The 15,479-nt window shown below is 68.6% G+C and carries 12 protein-coding genes; 5 read left to right on the top strand and 7 right to left on the bottom strand.

The window, feature by feature from the left end:
- Positions 1-407: 407 nt before the first annotated feature.
- From APY03_RS23335 to APY03_RS23345, 3 genes are read right to left on the bottom strand one after another with little or no spacing between them, the layout of a single operon-like run.
- Positions 408-1,766 carry an NAD(P)H-dependent oxidoreductase gene (locus tag APY03_RS23335; RefSeq protein WP_068680521.1) on the bottom strand — a complete coding sequence of 453 codons (1,359 nt, stop codon included), beginning with the start codon at positions 1,764-1,766 and terminating at the stop codon, positions 408-410.
- A 3-nt stretch (positions 1,767-1,769) separates the two neighbouring features.
- Complete coding sequence (locus APY03_RS23340) at positions 1,770-2,645, bottom strand: phytanoyl-CoA dioxygenase family protein (RefSeq protein WP_068680523.1); 876 nt, start codon at positions 2,643-2,645, stop codon at positions 1,770-1,772.
- Positions 2,642-3,331 (bottom strand): GntR family transcriptional regulator, encoded by a 690-nt coding sequence (locus tag APY03_RS23345; protein ID WP_068680525.1) that lies wholly within the window; start codon positions 3,329-3,331, stop codon positions 2,642-2,644. Before APY03_RS23345 ends, APY03_RS23340 begins: the two co-directional genes overlap by 4 nt.
- 134 nt (positions 3,332-3,465) lie before the next feature.
- On the opposite strand from APY03_RS23345, the gene APY03_RS23350 reads away from it, so the two are divergent.
- The gene (locus APY03_RS23350) at positions 3,466-3,885 is read left to right on the top strand and encodes a DUF4189 domain-containing protein (protein ID WP_083944526.1); all 420 of its coding nucleotides are present in this window, start codon (positions 3,466-3,468) and stop codon (positions 3,883-3,885) included.
- 24 nt (positions 3,886-3,909) lie between these two features.
- Here the strand turns inward: APY03_RS23350 and APY03_RS23355 are convergent, their stop codons facing one another.
- The 4 genes from APY03_RS23355 to APY03_RS23370 all read right to left on the bottom strand — a co-directional run bounded on the left by APY03_RS23355 (position 3,910) and on the right by APY03_RS23370 (position 9,956).
- Positions 3,910-4,869, bottom strand: coding sequence for a Bug family tripartite tricarboxylate transporter substrate binding protein (locus tag APY03_RS23355; protein WP_068680527.1), 960 nt, complete (start codon positions 4,867-4,869; stop codon positions 3,910-3,912).
- A 293-nt stretch (positions 4,870-5,162) separates the two neighbouring features.
- Positions 5,163-6,074: a LysR family transcriptional regulator gene (locus tag APY03_RS23360; protein WP_068680528.1), complete on the bottom strand. Its 912-nt coding sequence runs from the start codon at positions 6,072-6,074 to the stop codon at positions 5,163-5,165.
- A gap of 86 nt (positions 6,075-6,160) precedes the next feature.
- On the bottom strand, positions 6,161-7,777 hold the full coding sequence (locus APY03_RS23365; protein ID WP_068680532.1) for an alpha-amylase family glycosyl hydrolase: 1,617 nt from the start codon (positions 7,775-7,777) through the stop codon (positions 6,161-6,163).
- Positions 7,778-7,811: 34 nt separating this feature from the next.
- Positions 7,812-9,956, bottom strand: a complete 2,145-nt coding sequence (locus APY03_RS23370) for a glycoside hydrolase family 3 N-terminal domain-containing protein (RefSeq protein WP_068680537.1) — start codon at positions 9,954-9,956, stop codon at positions 7,812-7,814.
- A 126-nt stretch (positions 9,957-10,082) separates the two neighbouring features.
- Here APY03_RS23370 and APY03_RS23375 point away from each other — a divergent pair, with 126 nt between their 5' ends.
- The 4 genes from APY03_RS23375 to APY03_RS44320 all read left to right on the top strand — a co-directional run.
- A complete protein-coding gene (locus tag APY03_RS23375; RefSeq protein WP_232081296.1) occupies positions 10,083-11,366 on the top strand; it encodes a glucoamylase family protein in 1,284 nt (427 codons plus the stop codon).
- Complete coding sequence (locus APY03_RS23380; RefSeq protein WP_068680540.1) at positions 11,363-12,778, top strand: glycoside hydrolase family 15 protein; 1,416 nt, start codon at positions 11,363-11,365, stop codon at positions 12,776-12,778. Before APY03_RS23375 ends, APY03_RS23380 begins: the two co-directional genes overlap by 4 nt.
- Positions 12,775-14,577, top strand: a complete 1,803-nt coding sequence (locus APY03_RS23385; protein ID WP_068680541.1) for an ABC transporter ATP-binding protein/permease — start codon at positions 12,775-12,777, stop codon at positions 14,575-14,577. The genes APY03_RS23380 and APY03_RS23385 overlap by 4 nt, the downstream gene beginning before the upstream one ends.
- On the top strand, positions 14,574-15,479 hold a 906-nt coding region (locus tag APY03_RS44320; protein WP_332307393.1), incomplete at its 3' end, for a CocE/NonD family hydrolase. The genes APY03_RS23385 and APY03_RS44320, both read left to right, overlap by 4 nt.

The following is a 15,479-nucleotide window of genomic DNA, read 5'->3' on the forward strand; positions in this document are numbered from 1 at the left end:
AACCACCTTCCGCGGATGACATGTCGGGATTGATCTGAATACCGATCTCACGCCGCCGCAGCGGTTGGGGGACTTTGGATACCGGCACACTTTCTCTCGCAAAGGTGCCTGCGGGTGTGCGGGGCGGCGCGCCTCTGTGGTGCCGAGAAGCGGAGTGCAGCCGGCCGGCACGCCTGCCGAAGGACAGGCGTGCTTCGTTGTCTGACTTGCCGCGGCTGTTTGAGCAGAGTGAACGAAGTGAACGTCGCGAGTTCCGCGGCAGGCCGGCTGCGCGAGCATCGCAGGGGAGTCGGCGCGAAGCGGCGACCGCCACAGTGGCGCGCCGCCACGCACACCCGCAGGGGCCTTTGCAGCGCGCAGCATCGACCAACACCCGCGCTTCACTCACCTCCGACCGCAGGCCAATATCACGCGGCCTTCGCGCGCTCCGGTGCGAACATCGTTTCCATCTCGTGGCGCAGCTTGTACGCTTGCGTGGTGGTGTCCATCGCCACATCGGCCCAGCAGAGGCTCTGCCCCTTCTTCACCGCCCGCACCAGCTTCACGTTGTGCGCAAGGCCAAGCGGCAAACCACCGAGCCGCGTCGAGCGCTCGGCCGGCAGCAGCTTGCCCCACACCGTATAGCCCCCTTCGCCGTCGAGCGTTTCTCCGGCGGCGAGGTCCCGCTTGGCAGTGGCCACGACATCGGCATTCCAGCAGGTCGCCACGCCCGTGGGCTCGCCGCGCAGCGCCACGCTCGCCACCGAGACGCCGACCTCCAGGCCGATCAGGTGCCACCGCTTGTAGAGCGTGAAATAGCGCCCGCTCGGATCGGTGTGGGCGTTGTATTCCTCGAAGCAGTTCTTGATGTACTCGGTCTCGGCCTCGACCGTGACCCACACGCCCATGCGGATGTCGTAGGGGATGCGTCGGCCGTCGGCCTCCAGCGATGAGACCACCTCCACCATGCCCTTGCGCTCGAGCACGCCGCCCTCGCTCCTCGGCCGCGTGACGAAGGGGATGTCCTCCACGCTGGCCGGCGGGTAGAGCAAGCCGTCCGAGGGTACGCCCAGGCCGGTCGCGTTGGCCACCGCCGCGCTCTCGATCGAAGGCTTGGAGCCGTCGAGGAAGCTGTTGAACATCTTGGGGTTGAGCCCGCCGCGCTTGGCCTGCTCGGGCGTGAGGCCGTAGTGTCCCCACACGGTCTCGGGCGTCGACTCGCTGAAATGCGGCAGCCACTTGTGGCCGCGGCCGGCCGCCACGACCGGGAAGCCGCAGGTGCGGGCCCAGTCGACCAGGTCGCAGATCAGCGCCGGCTGGTCGCCGAATGCCAGCGAATACACCACGCCGGCCTGCTGCGCACGGCGCGCCAGCAGCGGGCCGCAGAAGGCATCGGCCTCCACCGTCACATTGACCACGTGCTTGCCGTGCGCAAAGGCATCGAGGCAGTGCTCGACCGCGGCCACGGGGTTGCCGGTGCATTCGACCACGATGTCGATGGAAGGCTCGCGGGTCACGGCCTGCCAGTCATCGATGATCCAGGTGGTGCCGTTGCCGAGCGCTTCCTGCGCCGAGCGCGCCGCGGCACGCCCGGGCGCCCAGCCCACGCGTTCGAGGTTCGTGCGCGCCGCATCGGGCGAGAGGTCGGCGATGGCCACCAGCTGCACGCCGGGCGTGCGCGGGATCTGCGCCAGGTACATCGCGCCGAACTTGCCGGCGCCGATCAGGCCGATGCGCACCGGCTTGTTCTCGGCGGCGCGCTGCTGGAGTCGTTGATGCAGGCTCATCGCTCAGGCCGCCACGGTGTCGATGTTTTCGAGCGAGGTGCGAAGCGCGCTCTCGGGCAGGCCGTCCTTCCACGGCGTCTCGACCGGGTAGGGCTTCAGCAGGCAGTCGTCGGGCAGCAGCGCGATGGGCGTGAAGTCGCGGTGCGCGATGTACTCGGGCCGCTTGAAGCGCCGGATATGGTTGCTGACCGCGCACAGGCTCAGGTACACCGCCACCCGGTTGAAGGGCGAGAGGTTGCTGCCTGACGCATGCACCAGGCAGCTGTGGAACAGGATCATCGAGCCGGCCGGGCTCTTGGGTGCGACCATGCCGCCGTGCTTTCCGCCGGCACGATCCACCAGCTGCCGGATCAGCGCGTGGTCGATGGTCCACAACGGATAGCTGGTCGTCGTGAGGTCGTGCTGCGCCTCGATCACGCCCTTGCGATGGCTGCCGGGGATGAACATCAGCGGCCCGTTGAACTCGCTCACGTCGTCGAGGAAGATGGCCACGTTCATCGCGCGCTCGGTCGGCATCAGGTCGTCGTTGAGCCAGGTGCCGTAGTCCTGGTGCCACTGCCAGACGTCGCCCTCGAAGGCCATCTTGCCGTTGATCTTGAACTGGTGCATGTAGACCTCTTCCTCGAAGAGGTCCATCACCGGGCCCACCATCCGCGGATGGCGCGCGAGCCGCGCGAAGGGCTCGCTGATCAGGTGCGCCGCGAAATTGGTGCGCACCGCATCCGAACCCTTCTCGCGCACGTTGAAGGCCTCTCTCCGGCTGTAGAGCGCGGGCACCGCATCGGTCAGCACTTTCGTCTCCTCGGCGGAGAAGTGGCCGGGGAAGAAGAGGTAGCCGTCGCGCTCGAACTGCGCGCGCTGCGCGGGGGTGAGTTTCATGCAGTGTCTCCTGTCGATGTGTTGGCGGAAAGACGTTCGGCCAGGCGCGCGCCCAGTGTCCGGGCGGCCTGCGTGACATGCGCGTCGCTGAGGCGCGCGGCCCGGTCGGCATCGCCGGCCGCGATGGCCTTCGCGATGGCCTCGTGCTCGTCCCACAGCGACTCGCGCTGCGGCACGGACTGCAGCACCGCGCCCATCGCGCGGCGCAGGTGGCGCCAGTGCTGGTCGGCGCTCTGTGCGATCAGCGGGTTGCCGGAGGCTGCGTAGATGGCGTTGTGGAAGGCGACGTCGGCTTCGATCATGGCCTCCACGCTGCGGCCGCGCGCGGCGCGGCGTCCGCGCTCTATCAGCTTCGGGTCGATGCGATGGCGCTGCGCCGCGGCGAGCCGCGCTGCCAGCACGTCGAGCGCGCCGCGCACCTGGTAGACCTTGTGCATCCACTCGACGTCCAGCGGCGCCACCAGCAGGCCTCGGCCGGGCGCGTCGAGCACGAAGCCGTCCTTCTTCAGCAGCCGCAGCGCCTGCAGCACCGGCTGGCGCGAGACGGCCAGGCGCCGGGCCAGGTCTTCCTGCGTGATGCGCTCGCCGGGCGCCAGCGAGCCGCTGCTGATCGCGTCGTGCAGGGCCCGGTAGACCTGGTCGACGAGGTCGGGGGCGGCGGCGATCTGGAGCAGCTTGGCGGGCATGGAGTCTCGATGTCTGAACTCTGTATACAGAGTACGATGTTCGCCGCAGCCTGGTGCTAGGGATTTACGCTAGCGTCCGGTCCGCAGCACATCGGGCGACCGCACCCCGGCACTGATTCAAAATTGCCTCCTCCATGAACTTGCACTCATCCGTTGTCCGCATGCTCGGCGCGCTTGCGCTCCTGGCGTGCTGCGACCTGACAGGCATCGCCGTACGTCCTGCCCATGCCGAGCCGGCACGCGGCCCGAGCTGGGGAGCCATTGCCTCCATGCAGGGCTGGTACGGCTACGCCTTCGACTTTCCGTCCCGCGATGCGGCGGAGCTTGCGGCGCGTGCGCGATGCGACCGCGCGGCGGGCCGTCCGGGGACCTGCGTGGTCCGTACCTCCTTCGATCGCTCCTGCGGCGCGCTCGCCAAGGGCAACTACGGAGAGTGGGGCACGGCCGTCGCCGCCACGGCCAACGAAGCGGGCAAGGCGGCAGCCGGGCAATGCGAAACCCACCTGCCGACCGAGCCCTGCAAGGTCGTCGTCAGCGTCTGCTCTCGGGGCTGAGCAGAGGCTGCCCCAGCCGCTCGCTCAATGCGCCTGCTTCGGCAGGTTCAGGCTCTGGAGCATCGGCACCCAGCGATTGAATTCGGTGTCGACGAACTTCGCCAGTTCCTCGGGGGTGCCGCCGCGCGGCTCCATGCCGATGGCCCTGGCGCGTTCGACGAATTCAGGATCGGCGATGACCTGGTTGACGGCGTGGTTCAGGCGCTGGATCGCTTCCTTCGGGGTGGCGGAGGGGACCGACAGCGAATACCAGAGGACGGCCTCGAGGTCGTAGCCCTGCTCCTTGAAGGTCGGTGCGTCCGGCACCTGGGGCATCCTCTTGCTGTCCATCACGCCCAGGACCCGGAGCTTGCCGCTGCGCACATGCGGCAGGGAGCCGGTGATGGAGGTTCCGTGGATGTCGATCTCGTTGCCCAGCAGCGCCTGGACGGCGGGAGCATCGCCGTTGAAGGGGATGTGGGTCGTGCTGAAGCCGTTGCTCTTCTCGAAGCTGAGGGGCGCGAGGTTGGTCAGGATGGCCGCGCCCGGCGAGCCCCGGTTGATCTTGCCGGGGTTGGCCTTGGCATAGGCAACCATCTCCCGGATGTTCTTGTAGGGCAGGTCGGAGCGTCCAACGATGATCGCGGGCTGGTAGGCGATCTGCGAGACCGGCGCGAAGTCCTTCTTGGGGTCGTAGGGCAGCTTGTCGTAGAGGATCGTGTTGTTGGCGAGTGTCCCCAGCGACGACACCAGGACCGTATTGCCGTCCGGGCGGGCCCGCGCCACGTAGTCCGCGGCGACGATGCCGCTGGCGCCCGGCCTGTTGTCGATGATGACCTGGGTTCCCCGCTTGTTGAGCTCGGCCGCGAGGATGCGCACGTACTGGTCGGTGCCGCCACCGGCCGCGAAGGGGACGACGATCCTGATGGGCTGCTGCGCCTGGGCCGGGCCCACCGCCGCGACGAGTCCGAACAACACGCCGGAAATGAACTTCCGATAACTCACTTTAGTCTCCTGTTGGCTCTTGGAATGGCAAGGAAGGCAATCGAACCCGAAATCGAATCGAAAATCGAAACCCAGTCTATGGCTGCAGGCACGGCGTGGACGTGCAGGGAATGAAAAGCACCTTTGTACGGCATGCACGCGCGAGCTGCCGGCGCGCAGGCATCACCCGAGGACCACGCCATCGGCCTGCAGCGCCGCGATTTCCCCGGGCCCGACTCCTGCCGCCCGCAGCAGCTCCCGGGTATGCGCCGGATCGCGCCGTTGTCGCGGCATGGAGGCGCTGAGCCGGCGCCTCAGCCGGCGTCGCCTTCGCGCAGCGCCTCGGCGACGAAGTCGACGAAGGCGCGCACCTTCAAGGGCAAGGTGCGGCTCTGGCGGAACACCGCGTAGATGCCATTGGAAAAGCTGCGCACTGCGAACCGGTGCCCGGGCAGGAGGCGCACCAGCGAGCCGTCCTGCAGGCAACTGCGGATGGTGGGCTCCGACAGCAGCGCGATCCCCATGCCGCCGATCGCGGCCAGCCGCAGCAGTTCGCCATTGTTCGAACTGAGCACGCCGTGGATCGCCAGCGCCTGCTGCTCACCATGCTCGTCGATGTATTTCCAGGTCGTGGCCTCCTGCTCTCGCCGGTAGGTGAGGCATCGCACCTGCGGCAGGTCGGTCGGGTGCCGGATGCGCGGGTGCGCCTTGACGAAGGAGGGGCTGGCCACCAGCACCTCGTCGCTGCTGAGCAGCCGCTTGATCACGAAGCTCGAATCGTTGGACTCGCCGGTGCGGATATCGATGTCGAAGTCCTGCTCCACGAGGTTGACGGGGTGTTCCGAGAGCTCGATCTCCACATGGATGTCGCGGTACTGCTGGGCGAAGCGCGGCAGCAGCGGCGCGATCACACGCAAGCCGATCTGGGTTCGCGAGTGGATGCGCAGCCGCCCCTCGGGCCGCAGCTTGGAGTTGCGCGCGGCTTCCTCGGCCTCGGCCATCGCCTCCAGCACCACCTCCGCCCGCTGCAGGAAGGCCTGCCCGCTCTCGGTGACCTTGAGCTTGCGGCTGGTGCGGTCGACCAGTTGCGCGCCGAGCTCTTCCTCCAGCGCGCTGATGCGGCGCGAGATGGTCGCGGGGGACAGGCTGAGGCTGCGCGCCGCGGCCGAGAGGCTGCCCTTGCGCGCGGTGATCACGAAGATCCGCAGGGTGTCGAGCGCCTTCATTTCGAACAACGCAAACAAGGCGTGCGCGGGCTGGTGCCCCGCCGCGAAACAAACATAGGACCTCCTGTCAAACCCGCAGCGTGTTCTCAGGGCTGGCCGACAACAACGCCTTCGTACGGTTCCAGTACCAGCGTCCCTGCTTCCATCCGCTCGGCGCGCGTGGGAGACGTGGATGCCAGCACGATCGAGCCGGCCGGCAGCAGCGCGGGCGACAAGGCTACCGCGCCGACGCCGAAGTTCAACAGCACCACCACCCGCTGCCTCTCGAACGTGCGTGCATACGCCAGCACTTCCTCTCCGCTTTCCAAGGCCTCATACCCGCCCCGGTTCAGCGCCGGCTGCGCGCGGCGCAGCGCGATGAGACGCCGATAGAGCGTCAGCATGGATGCCGCGTCGCGCGCTTGCGATTCGACGTTGTGCCGGGGCCAGTCGTCCGCCAGGCGCAGCCACGGGGTGCCGGTGGTGAAGCCTGCCTGCGGTGCGCTGCTCCACTGCATCGGCGTGCGCCGCGGATCGCGGCCCAGGCCCCTGCCGGGCTCGTTCTTCTCGAACGGGTCCTGCACTTCCTCCGGAGGGATGTCGACGTCGGTCATGCCGATCTCGTCGCCGTAGTAGAGCGTCGGGGTGCCCCGCAACGTAAGCAGCAGCATGGCCGCCAGCCGCGCCATCTGCGGCCCGACGCGGGTCGCGATGCGGGCCTTGTCGTGGTTGCCCAGCACCCAGTTGGGCGCGGCACCGGCGGGCAGGGCGGCTTCGTAGTCGCGCACCAGGCGGTCGATCTGCCGGGCCTGCCACTGCGCACCGATCAGTTGGAAGTTGAAGGGCAACTGCACGCCTTCGAGAACGCCCTCGGCGTTGAGCCCGTAATAGGCGACCAGGCGCGAGAGCGGCAGGTAGAGCTCGCCGATCAGCACGCGCGACGACGTCGCGTCGCTGAATGCGTCGACCACGCGCCGCATCTCTGCCACGATCTGCTGCATCTCCGGTCGGTCGGTGGAGTAGAGCGGGATCCAGCGAAGCGACGGGAACTGGCCGTCAGCGAAGTCCGGGTTGGGCGGGTTGTCGCGGAACTGCGCGTCCTTGATGAGGTCGGAAAGCACGTCGACGCGAAAGCCGTCCACGCCGCGCCGCAACCAGAAGCGCAGCACCTCGTGCATCGCGGCGCGCACCTCCGGGTTGCGCCAGTTGAGGTCGGGCTGTTCCTTCAGGAAGGAATGGCAGTAGTACTGCCCGGTGGCAGCATCGAGTGTCCAGGCCGGGCCGCCGAAGTTGCTGAGCCAGTTGTTGGGCGGCCCGCCATCGGGCGCCGGGTCGCGCCACAGGTACCAGTCGCGCTGCGGATTGGCGCGCGCGCTGCGGCTCTGCATGAACCAGGGATGTTGGTCGGACGTATGGTTGGGCACGAAGTCCAGGACGAGCTTGAGCCCCCGCGCATGCACCTCGCCGACCAGTGCATCGAAGCTGGCCAGTGTGCCGAAGCGCGGATCGATGTCGCAATAGTCGGAAATGTCGTAGCCGAAATCCGCCATCGGCGAGGGAAATATCGGCGAGATCCAGACGGCGTCGATGCCGAGCGCGACCAGATGGTCGAGCCGCGAGCGGATGCCGTCGAGGTCGCCGATGCCATCGCCGTCGCTGTCCTGGAACGACCTCGGGTAGACCTGATAGAAGATGCCGTGCCGCCACCAATCGTCTGCCGCCATTGCTTTTCTTGTCCTGGTGACGCTGGTCAGGGCTTCAGTACAACTCGACAGTCTGGCGCAGCAACCCTGTCGGGTCGGCACTCGGCCCGACGAGGATCTCGACCTCGCCGGCCTCGAACCCGGGCTGCAGGTCCGGTCCGAGGCAGCGCAGCTCGGCAGCCGGCAACTCCAGCTTCACCGAGCCGGCGCCGCCCGGCATCAATCGCAGCTTCGCGTAGCCCTTGAGCTCCAGCAGCGGCCGGGTGACGCGGCTCAGCTTGTGGTGAACGAACAGGAAGACAGTCTCCTCGGCCTCGCGCGGGCCGGCGTTGCGCAGGCTGACGCTGATCGCAAGCCGGTCCTGTTCGCGCACGCGCCTGGGTTCGACCTGAAGCTCGTCGTAGGTAAACCGGCCGTAGGTCAAGCCGTGACCGAAGTCATAGAGCGGCGTGTTCTCGACGTCCTGGTACTTGCTGGTGTAGTAGTCGGCGGGATTCATCGGCCGGCCGGAAGGACGCTGGCCGAAGTAGATCGGCACCTGCCCGATGGCGCGCGGCCAGCTCATCGTCGTGCGGCCGCTGGGCGATACCCGGCCCGTGACCACGTCGGCAATCGCATGGCCTGCCTCGACGCCGAGGAACCACGCAGCCAGCAGCGCATCGACGTGTTCGGACAGCCAGGGAACGACGAGCGGGCGGCCTGAAAACAGGATCGCGATGACAGGAATGCCAAGCGCCCGCGCGCGGGCCGTCACCGCTTCGGCCAGGGCCTGCTGCCGGCCGGGCAGCGCGGGCGTGGCGCGGCTCGCCGCCTCGCCGCTCATCGGGGCACGCTCGCCCAGGCACAGCAGCACGGCGTCGGCGCCATCGCACAGCGCGACGGCGGCTTCGATGCCGCTGTCGTCCGCGTCCTCGATGGCAACGCCGGGTGCATGGCGTATGTCGGTCTGCGGCAGCGCGGCGCGCAGGCCCGCAAGCACGCTGATGGCCGGCTCGTGTTCGCCGGCACCCCACCATGGGCCTTTCATCTCGGTGCTTGCGTCGGCCAGCGGGCCGATGACACACAGCGCCTTCGCGCCCGCAGGCAAGGGGAGGGTGTCGCGCTCGTTCTTCAGCATGACGATCGCCTTGCCCGCGACCTCGCGCGCCAGCGCGTGCCGCTCGGCGATGGCCGCCGCGGGCTCCGGTGTCGCGCCGCGGCGGTAGGGGTCGTCGAACAGTCCGAGCTGCTCCTTGAGCCGCAACACGCGGCGCACGCACGCGTCGATCTCCTGGATGGTCACGCGGCCCTCCTCGAGCGCGATCGGCAGGCCCTTGCGGTACGCGTCGGCCATCATGTCGATGTCGACGCCGGCCTTCAGCGCCAGCACCGCGGCATCGGCGAGATCGGCGGCCACACCGTGCTTGATCAGTTCCCCGATCGCGTTGTAGTCGCTGACGATGACGCCATCGAAGCCCATCTCGCCGCGCAGCCAGTCGCGCAGCAAGGGGACGTGCGCCGTCATCGGCACGCCGTTGAGATCGGTGAAGGCCGGCATCAGCGTCGCGACGCCGGCGCGCACCGCTGCCGCGAAGCCCGGCAGATGCACCTCGTGCAAGGTGCGCTCGGAGATGTCCACCGCGGCGTACTCCCGCCCCGCGGTGACCGCGCCGTAGGCGACGAAATGCTTCGCACAGGCGGCCAGCGATTCGGCCGACGACAGGTCGGCTCCCTGGAAGCCACGCACCTTGGCCTGCGCGATGCGCGTGTTGAGCCAGGGATCTTCGCCCGGGCCTTCGGCAGTGCGGCCCCAGCGGGGGTCGCGCGAGACGTCGAGCATCGGCGCGAAAGTCATCGCCAGGCCGTCGGCCGTGCCTTCGCGCGCGGCCTCGCGCGCCGTGCGCTCCCAGAGGGCTTCGTCGAAGATGCCCGCCTCCGCGGGCGGGATGGGAAAGAGCGTGCGATGGCCGTGGATGATGTCCAGGCCGATCAGCAGCGGAATGCCCAGACGCGACTTCTCGACGGCCAGTCGCTGCATCTCGTGCACGGGCCCGGCACCGACCATGTTCAGCAGATTGCCGACAGTGCCGTCGATGATCGACTGCGTGGAGTCCCCCGCGAGCACCGGCCCGGTGACCGTATAGCTGGAGGCAGTCATCGTCAGCTGGCCCAGCTTTTCGGACAGCGTCATCCGCGCCATGAGGGTGTCGATACGACTCATCGAAGAACTCCAAACCGGGACCCAGGGGGCTCAATAATGGCATGCTGCGGGGGGTGGCCGGCGCCGTGGCGCCGGCGACTCGATGAAACCAAACGTGACACAACCAGTCGACGAGAGGAGCCGTTGGTGTTGAAGGATGACAGAGACCCGAGGGCGCTGGCGGCCCTGCCCGATGAAGACTTGATCGAGGCCGTGCAGCGCCAGACCTTCCGCTATTTCTGGGACGGTGCGGATGCCGCCAGCGGGCTGGCGCTCGATCGCCGCTCGCTCGCGGGCGACACCGATGGAGACAAGGCCGCGATCGGCGGCACGGGCTTCGGCGTCATGGCCTTGATCGTCGCGGTCGAGCGCGGCTGGGTCACGCGGGATGCAGCCCTGGGTCGCCTGAGGCGCATGCTCGACGCCCTGTTCCGCGCCACGCGCTATCACGGCGCCTTCGCCCACTTCATCCACGGCCCGAGCGGAGCGACGGTTCCGATGGGGCCCAAGGACGACGCGGGCGACCTGGTCGAGACATCCTTCCTCATGATGGGCCTGCTGTGCGTGCGCCAGTATTTCAGCGAGGACACGCACGCGGCGCGCCGGGTGCGCAGCGATATCGACACGCTGTGGCACGAGGTCGAATGGGACTGGTTCACCCAGGGCGGGCAGGACGTGCTGTACTGGCATTGGAGCCCGAAGCACGGCTGGGCGATGAACCATCAGATCCACGGCTGGAACGAGTGCCTCGTCACCTACTTCCTGGCCGCTGCCGCGCCGCGCCATGCGATCGATCCGCGGGTCTACCACCGCGGCTACGCTTCCGGTCCCGACTTCATCAACGGGCGGCAGTACTACGGCATCGACATGCCGCTGGGCTCGGCATACGGCGGGCCGCTGTTCTTCACGCACTACTCGTTCTGCGGCCTCGACCCGCACGGCCTGAAGGATCGCTACGCGGACTACTGGGATCTCAACAGCCGCCACGTGCGGATCAACCGCGCGCACTGCATTGCCAATCCCCGGGGCTACCCGGGCTACGGCGAATCGTGCTGGGGCCTGACGGCCAGCGACGACCCCGACGGCTACCTCGCGCACGACCCGGGCAACGACAACGGCACCATCTCGCCGACGGCTGCGCTGGGCAGCCTGCCGTATGCACCTGCCGAGGTGATGCAGGTCGTGCGGCATTTGCTGACCGTGCATGGCACGCGGGTGTGGAATGAATACGGCTTCGTCGATGCGTTCTGCGAACGGCGCGGCTGGTTCGCCGAAACCCATCTCGCCATCGACCAGGGCCCGATCGTCGTGATGATGGAGAACCATCGGACCGGCCTTCTGTGGAAGCTGTTCATGAGCGTGCCAGAAGTACAGGCCGGACTGCGGCGCCTGGACTTCAGCAGCCCGCATCTCGTGGCACCGGAAGCATGAGCCGCGCCAGCGCGACGAACCGGCAAGACCCGGCATTCGAGTCCTGGCTCGAAGCACAGCTGGGCCACTCGGCGAGGGCGATGCTGTCCAGCATCTCGCCGGTGTCGATCGTCAAGCAGCGCCCCGGCTTCGGCCAGACCGTGCGGCCGATCGCCGGTGCCATCGTCGCCTCGCCCGTGCTCGGCAGCTACGACCCCGACCCGGACTACTTCTTCCATTGGTTCCGAGACTCCGCGGTCGTCATCGATGCATTGCGCCTGCTCTACGTCGAGCGGCGCGTCGGCGACGAAGCCCTGCAGCATCTGCGCGACTTCACCCGCTTCAGCCTCGACTTGAACCGGCTCGATGGCCGCACGGTTGCGGCGATGCCCGACCGCAGGGCGGGCGTGGCCCCCGACTTGCTGCAGTACCTGCGCGAGGACCGTGAGCTCGCGAACGTGCACGGCGATGCTGTCGTCGCCGAGACGCGGGTGAACCCCGACGGCACTCTGGATATCCTGCGATGGGCGCGCCCCCAGCACGACGGGCCGCCGCTGCGCGCGCTGGCGCTGCTGCGCTGGGCGGCCGGCGGGCACCTCGACGCGCCCCTGCTGGCGGAGGTCGCGGCCCTCATCCGCTTCGATCTCGACTTCACGCTGCGTCACTGGCGCGAGCCGTCGTTCGACGTCTGGGAAGAAGAAAGCGGACATCACTACTACACGCTGCGCGTCTCGGCGGCCGCGCTGGACGAAGGCGCCGCATGGCTGCAGGGCCTGGGCGACACGGCGCAGGCGCAGCGCTGTCGGGAGGAGTCACAGGCCGTGCTTGGCCTGCTCGACGGCTACTGGGTGGACGAAGCGGTGGGCGAAGGACCAGTCGAACGCGACGCGACTCAGGGCTACTACCGTTCACGCGTGCTGGCGGACGACCGGCCCAGTCCGAAGGCGCTGGACATCGCAGTGATCCTGTCCGCGATCCATGGCCTCGGTACCGGGGCCGCACATGGCCCGGCCGATCCACGCATGCAGGCCACGCTGGCGCGACTCGAAGCGCTGTTCGATGCGGCCTATCCGATCAACCACGGCCGTTCCGAAGGCCGCGGCCCGGCGATGGGCCGGTACGCCGGCGACGTGTACTGCTCGGGGGGCGCGTACTACTTCTCCACGCTCGGCGCCGCCGAGTTCTGCTTTCGCGCCGCGGCGGCGGCCGGCAACGATGCACGCCATCGGAGCCATTGGACCGGGCGCGGCGACGCCTACCTCGCCACCGTACGCGCATACACGCCGGCCAGTGGCGACCTGTCGGAGCAGTTCGACCAGCGCAGTGGCGCGCAGACCTCGGCGAAGCAACTGGCCTGGAGCCACGCCGCGTTCATCTCGTGTGTCTCGGCGCGCCGCATCGCGACTGCAGGCCAGGCGCCGCAGCGGCGATGAGTGCAGCATCGCCGAACCTCGCCGAGCCGGCTGCAAAGACCGGTGTCGTCCGCCAGGTCCGCGAACTGCTTCGCGCCGTGCGAGCGTCCGCGGTCGGGAAGACGCTGGCCGCGCTCTCGGGCGCGATCGTCGTGGTCATAGCGCTCACGGCATGGGGGCAGATCGAGCTCAATAGCTGGAACAAGCCCTTCTACGACGCAATCTCGCGGCGCGACGTGGGCGACTTCATCGAGCAGCTCGGCATCTTCGCGGTGATTGCGGGCGTGCTGCTGGTGTTGAACGTCGCGCAGAGGTGGCTGGTCGAAACCTTGCAGCTGAAGCTGCGCGAGGCCCTGGCCACCGATCTGGTGGGGCTGTGGCTGCAGCCGCGCCGGGCGTTCTGGCTCCAGGCCAGCGGCCCCATGGGCGCCCATCCGGACCAGCGCATGCACGACGACACGCTGAAGCTATGCGACCTCTCGGTCGGCCTTGGCGTGGGGCTGCTGCAGGCCGCGATGCTTTTCGGCAGCTTCGCGAGCGTGCTGTGGGTTCTCTCCAAGGACTTCAACATCTTCTTCGACGGCAAGGACCATGCCTTGCCGGGCTTCATGCTGTGGGCCGCGATCCTCTACGCGGTCGCTGGCTCGCTGATGACCTATTGGGTCGGCAACGGCCTCGTCTCGCGCAACGCCGAGCGCTATGCGCGCGAAGGCGAATTGCGCTTCTCGCTGACCCGCATCAACGAGCATCTGGACGGCATCTCGCTGGCCGGGGGCGAGCCCGACGAGAAGCGGCGCGTCGCCATGCACCTGGGCGACGTCCTGCACGCCACGTCGCGCGTGGTGCTCGGGCTGACCAACCTGACCTGGGTCACCGCGGGCTTCGGCTGGGTCACCGTCATCGCGCCGACGCTGGTGGCCGCACCGTTGTACTTCTCGGGGAAGGTTTCGTTCGGCGGCCTGATGATGGCCGCCGCTGCCTTCACGCAGGCGCAGTCGTCGCTGCGCTGGTTTGTCGACAACTTCAGCCTCATTGCCGACTGGCGCGCCACGCTGCTGCGCGTGGCCGGCCTGCGCCAGGTGCTCGCGGCGGAGCTGGAGGCGCAACCGGGCGGCAGCCGCATCGTCTATGAGGAGAGCGAAGCCGGGACCCTTGCGGTCGAGGCGCTCGAGGTCCGCACCTGGACCGGCCACGATCGGCTGGACGCAGAAGGCCTCGTCGTGCATGCCGGCCAGCGCCTGTTGATCCTCGGCACGCAGGGTACCGAGAAGACCTTGCTGTTCCGGGCGCTCGCAGGCCTCTGGCCCTGGGGTTCGGGCACCGTGCGCCGGCCGCGCGGCGAGACGATCCACTACATGCCGCGCGGCACGCCCTACCTTCCCCGCGGCACGCTCGCCGAAGCGCTGTCGTATGGGATGGCGCCGTCGAGCTACACGAGAGAAGCCATGGCGGCCGCGCTGGCGAGCGTGGGCCTCCAGCGGCTGGAACCATTCCTGGACAAGGCGGTTCGCTGGGAGCGCGAGCTCAGCATGGACGAGCAACTGCGGCTGGGCTTCGCCCGCGTGGTGCTGCAGGCGCCACCCTGGCTGGTGATGGACGAAGCCTTCGGCGCGTTCGACGACGACACGGTCGAGCTCATCATCGACGTGTTGACGACCAAGCTCGCTCACACGGGCATTGTCCACATCGGGTCGGCCGGAGAGGCGCACGGCCGGCTGTTCACGCAGGTGGTGCATCTGGTCAAGGCGCCGGCGGCCGACCCGGATGCACCGGATGCACCGGATGATGCGCGGCGCGGCGTGCGCGAGGATGCCCCATGAGCCTTCTTTCGCGTCGCGCCCTCTTGCTGCTGGTGCTTGCGCTGCCGGCCTGGGCCTGGGCGCTGGATTTCGGCTTCAGGCCGCCGAGCGACCCTGACGATGCCGCTGCGGTGGACGTGATGCGGGATCTGGCGGAGCGGATCGTGCCGGTCTACCAGGAGGCCGAAACCGACGCCTTCCTGGCCAACATGACTGCCCTGCAGATCGTCAGCGGCGCCTACCGTGCGGCGGCCGACAGCAACAGGACCCTGCGCGGCCGCCAGCAAGGCAAGCCCTTCGATGGCCTGGCCGAACGCGCTGTGCTCGACGGCATCTATGCGCGTGCGCGCGCGCTCGAGAAGAACGAGCGGCTCGCCTTTGCCAGTGCCTACGCGCGCGCGTTCCAGGAGCTGGTGTCGCCGCTCGACAACGCGCAAGCCGCAGCCGTCATGACGCGGCTCCAAACCCCGCCGGCGGCGTACAGGGAGCCGGTCCGGCAAGCCTTCGATCGCTGGCGCGCGAAGGGCAGCATCCCGCAGGCCGACGCCGTGGCGCTCGTGCGCACCTGGCTTGCGTACCAGTCGCGCCGCAGCTTCTCCATGCTGCTGCCCGAGCTGGTCGCGGCCGAACACCGAAGGCGCTACGTGGCGGAGGGCGACGTCCGGATTCCGGTGCGCGGGGGTGTCGTCATCCATGCCAACGTGGTCCGGCCCGGCGGCGCGAAGGGTCCGCTGCCGACGCTGCTGCGCTTCACACTCGATCCCTCCGAGGACGACGCGCAGCGCAGCGCCGTCAAAGGCTACGTCGGCATCACGGCGTACGTGCGGGGCCGCACGCCCGACGGCAAGGGCGCCGTGTGGCCGTTCGTTCGCGACGGGGAGGACGCCGCGGCCGTCATCGACTGGATCGCCCGGCAGCCGTGG

Origin of the sequence: Variovorax sp. WDL1 (assembly GCF_001541225.1) — a bacterium.
Taxonomy (GTDB): Bacteria; Pseudomonadota; Gammaproteobacteria; order Burkholderiales; family Burkholderiaceae_C; genus Variovorax.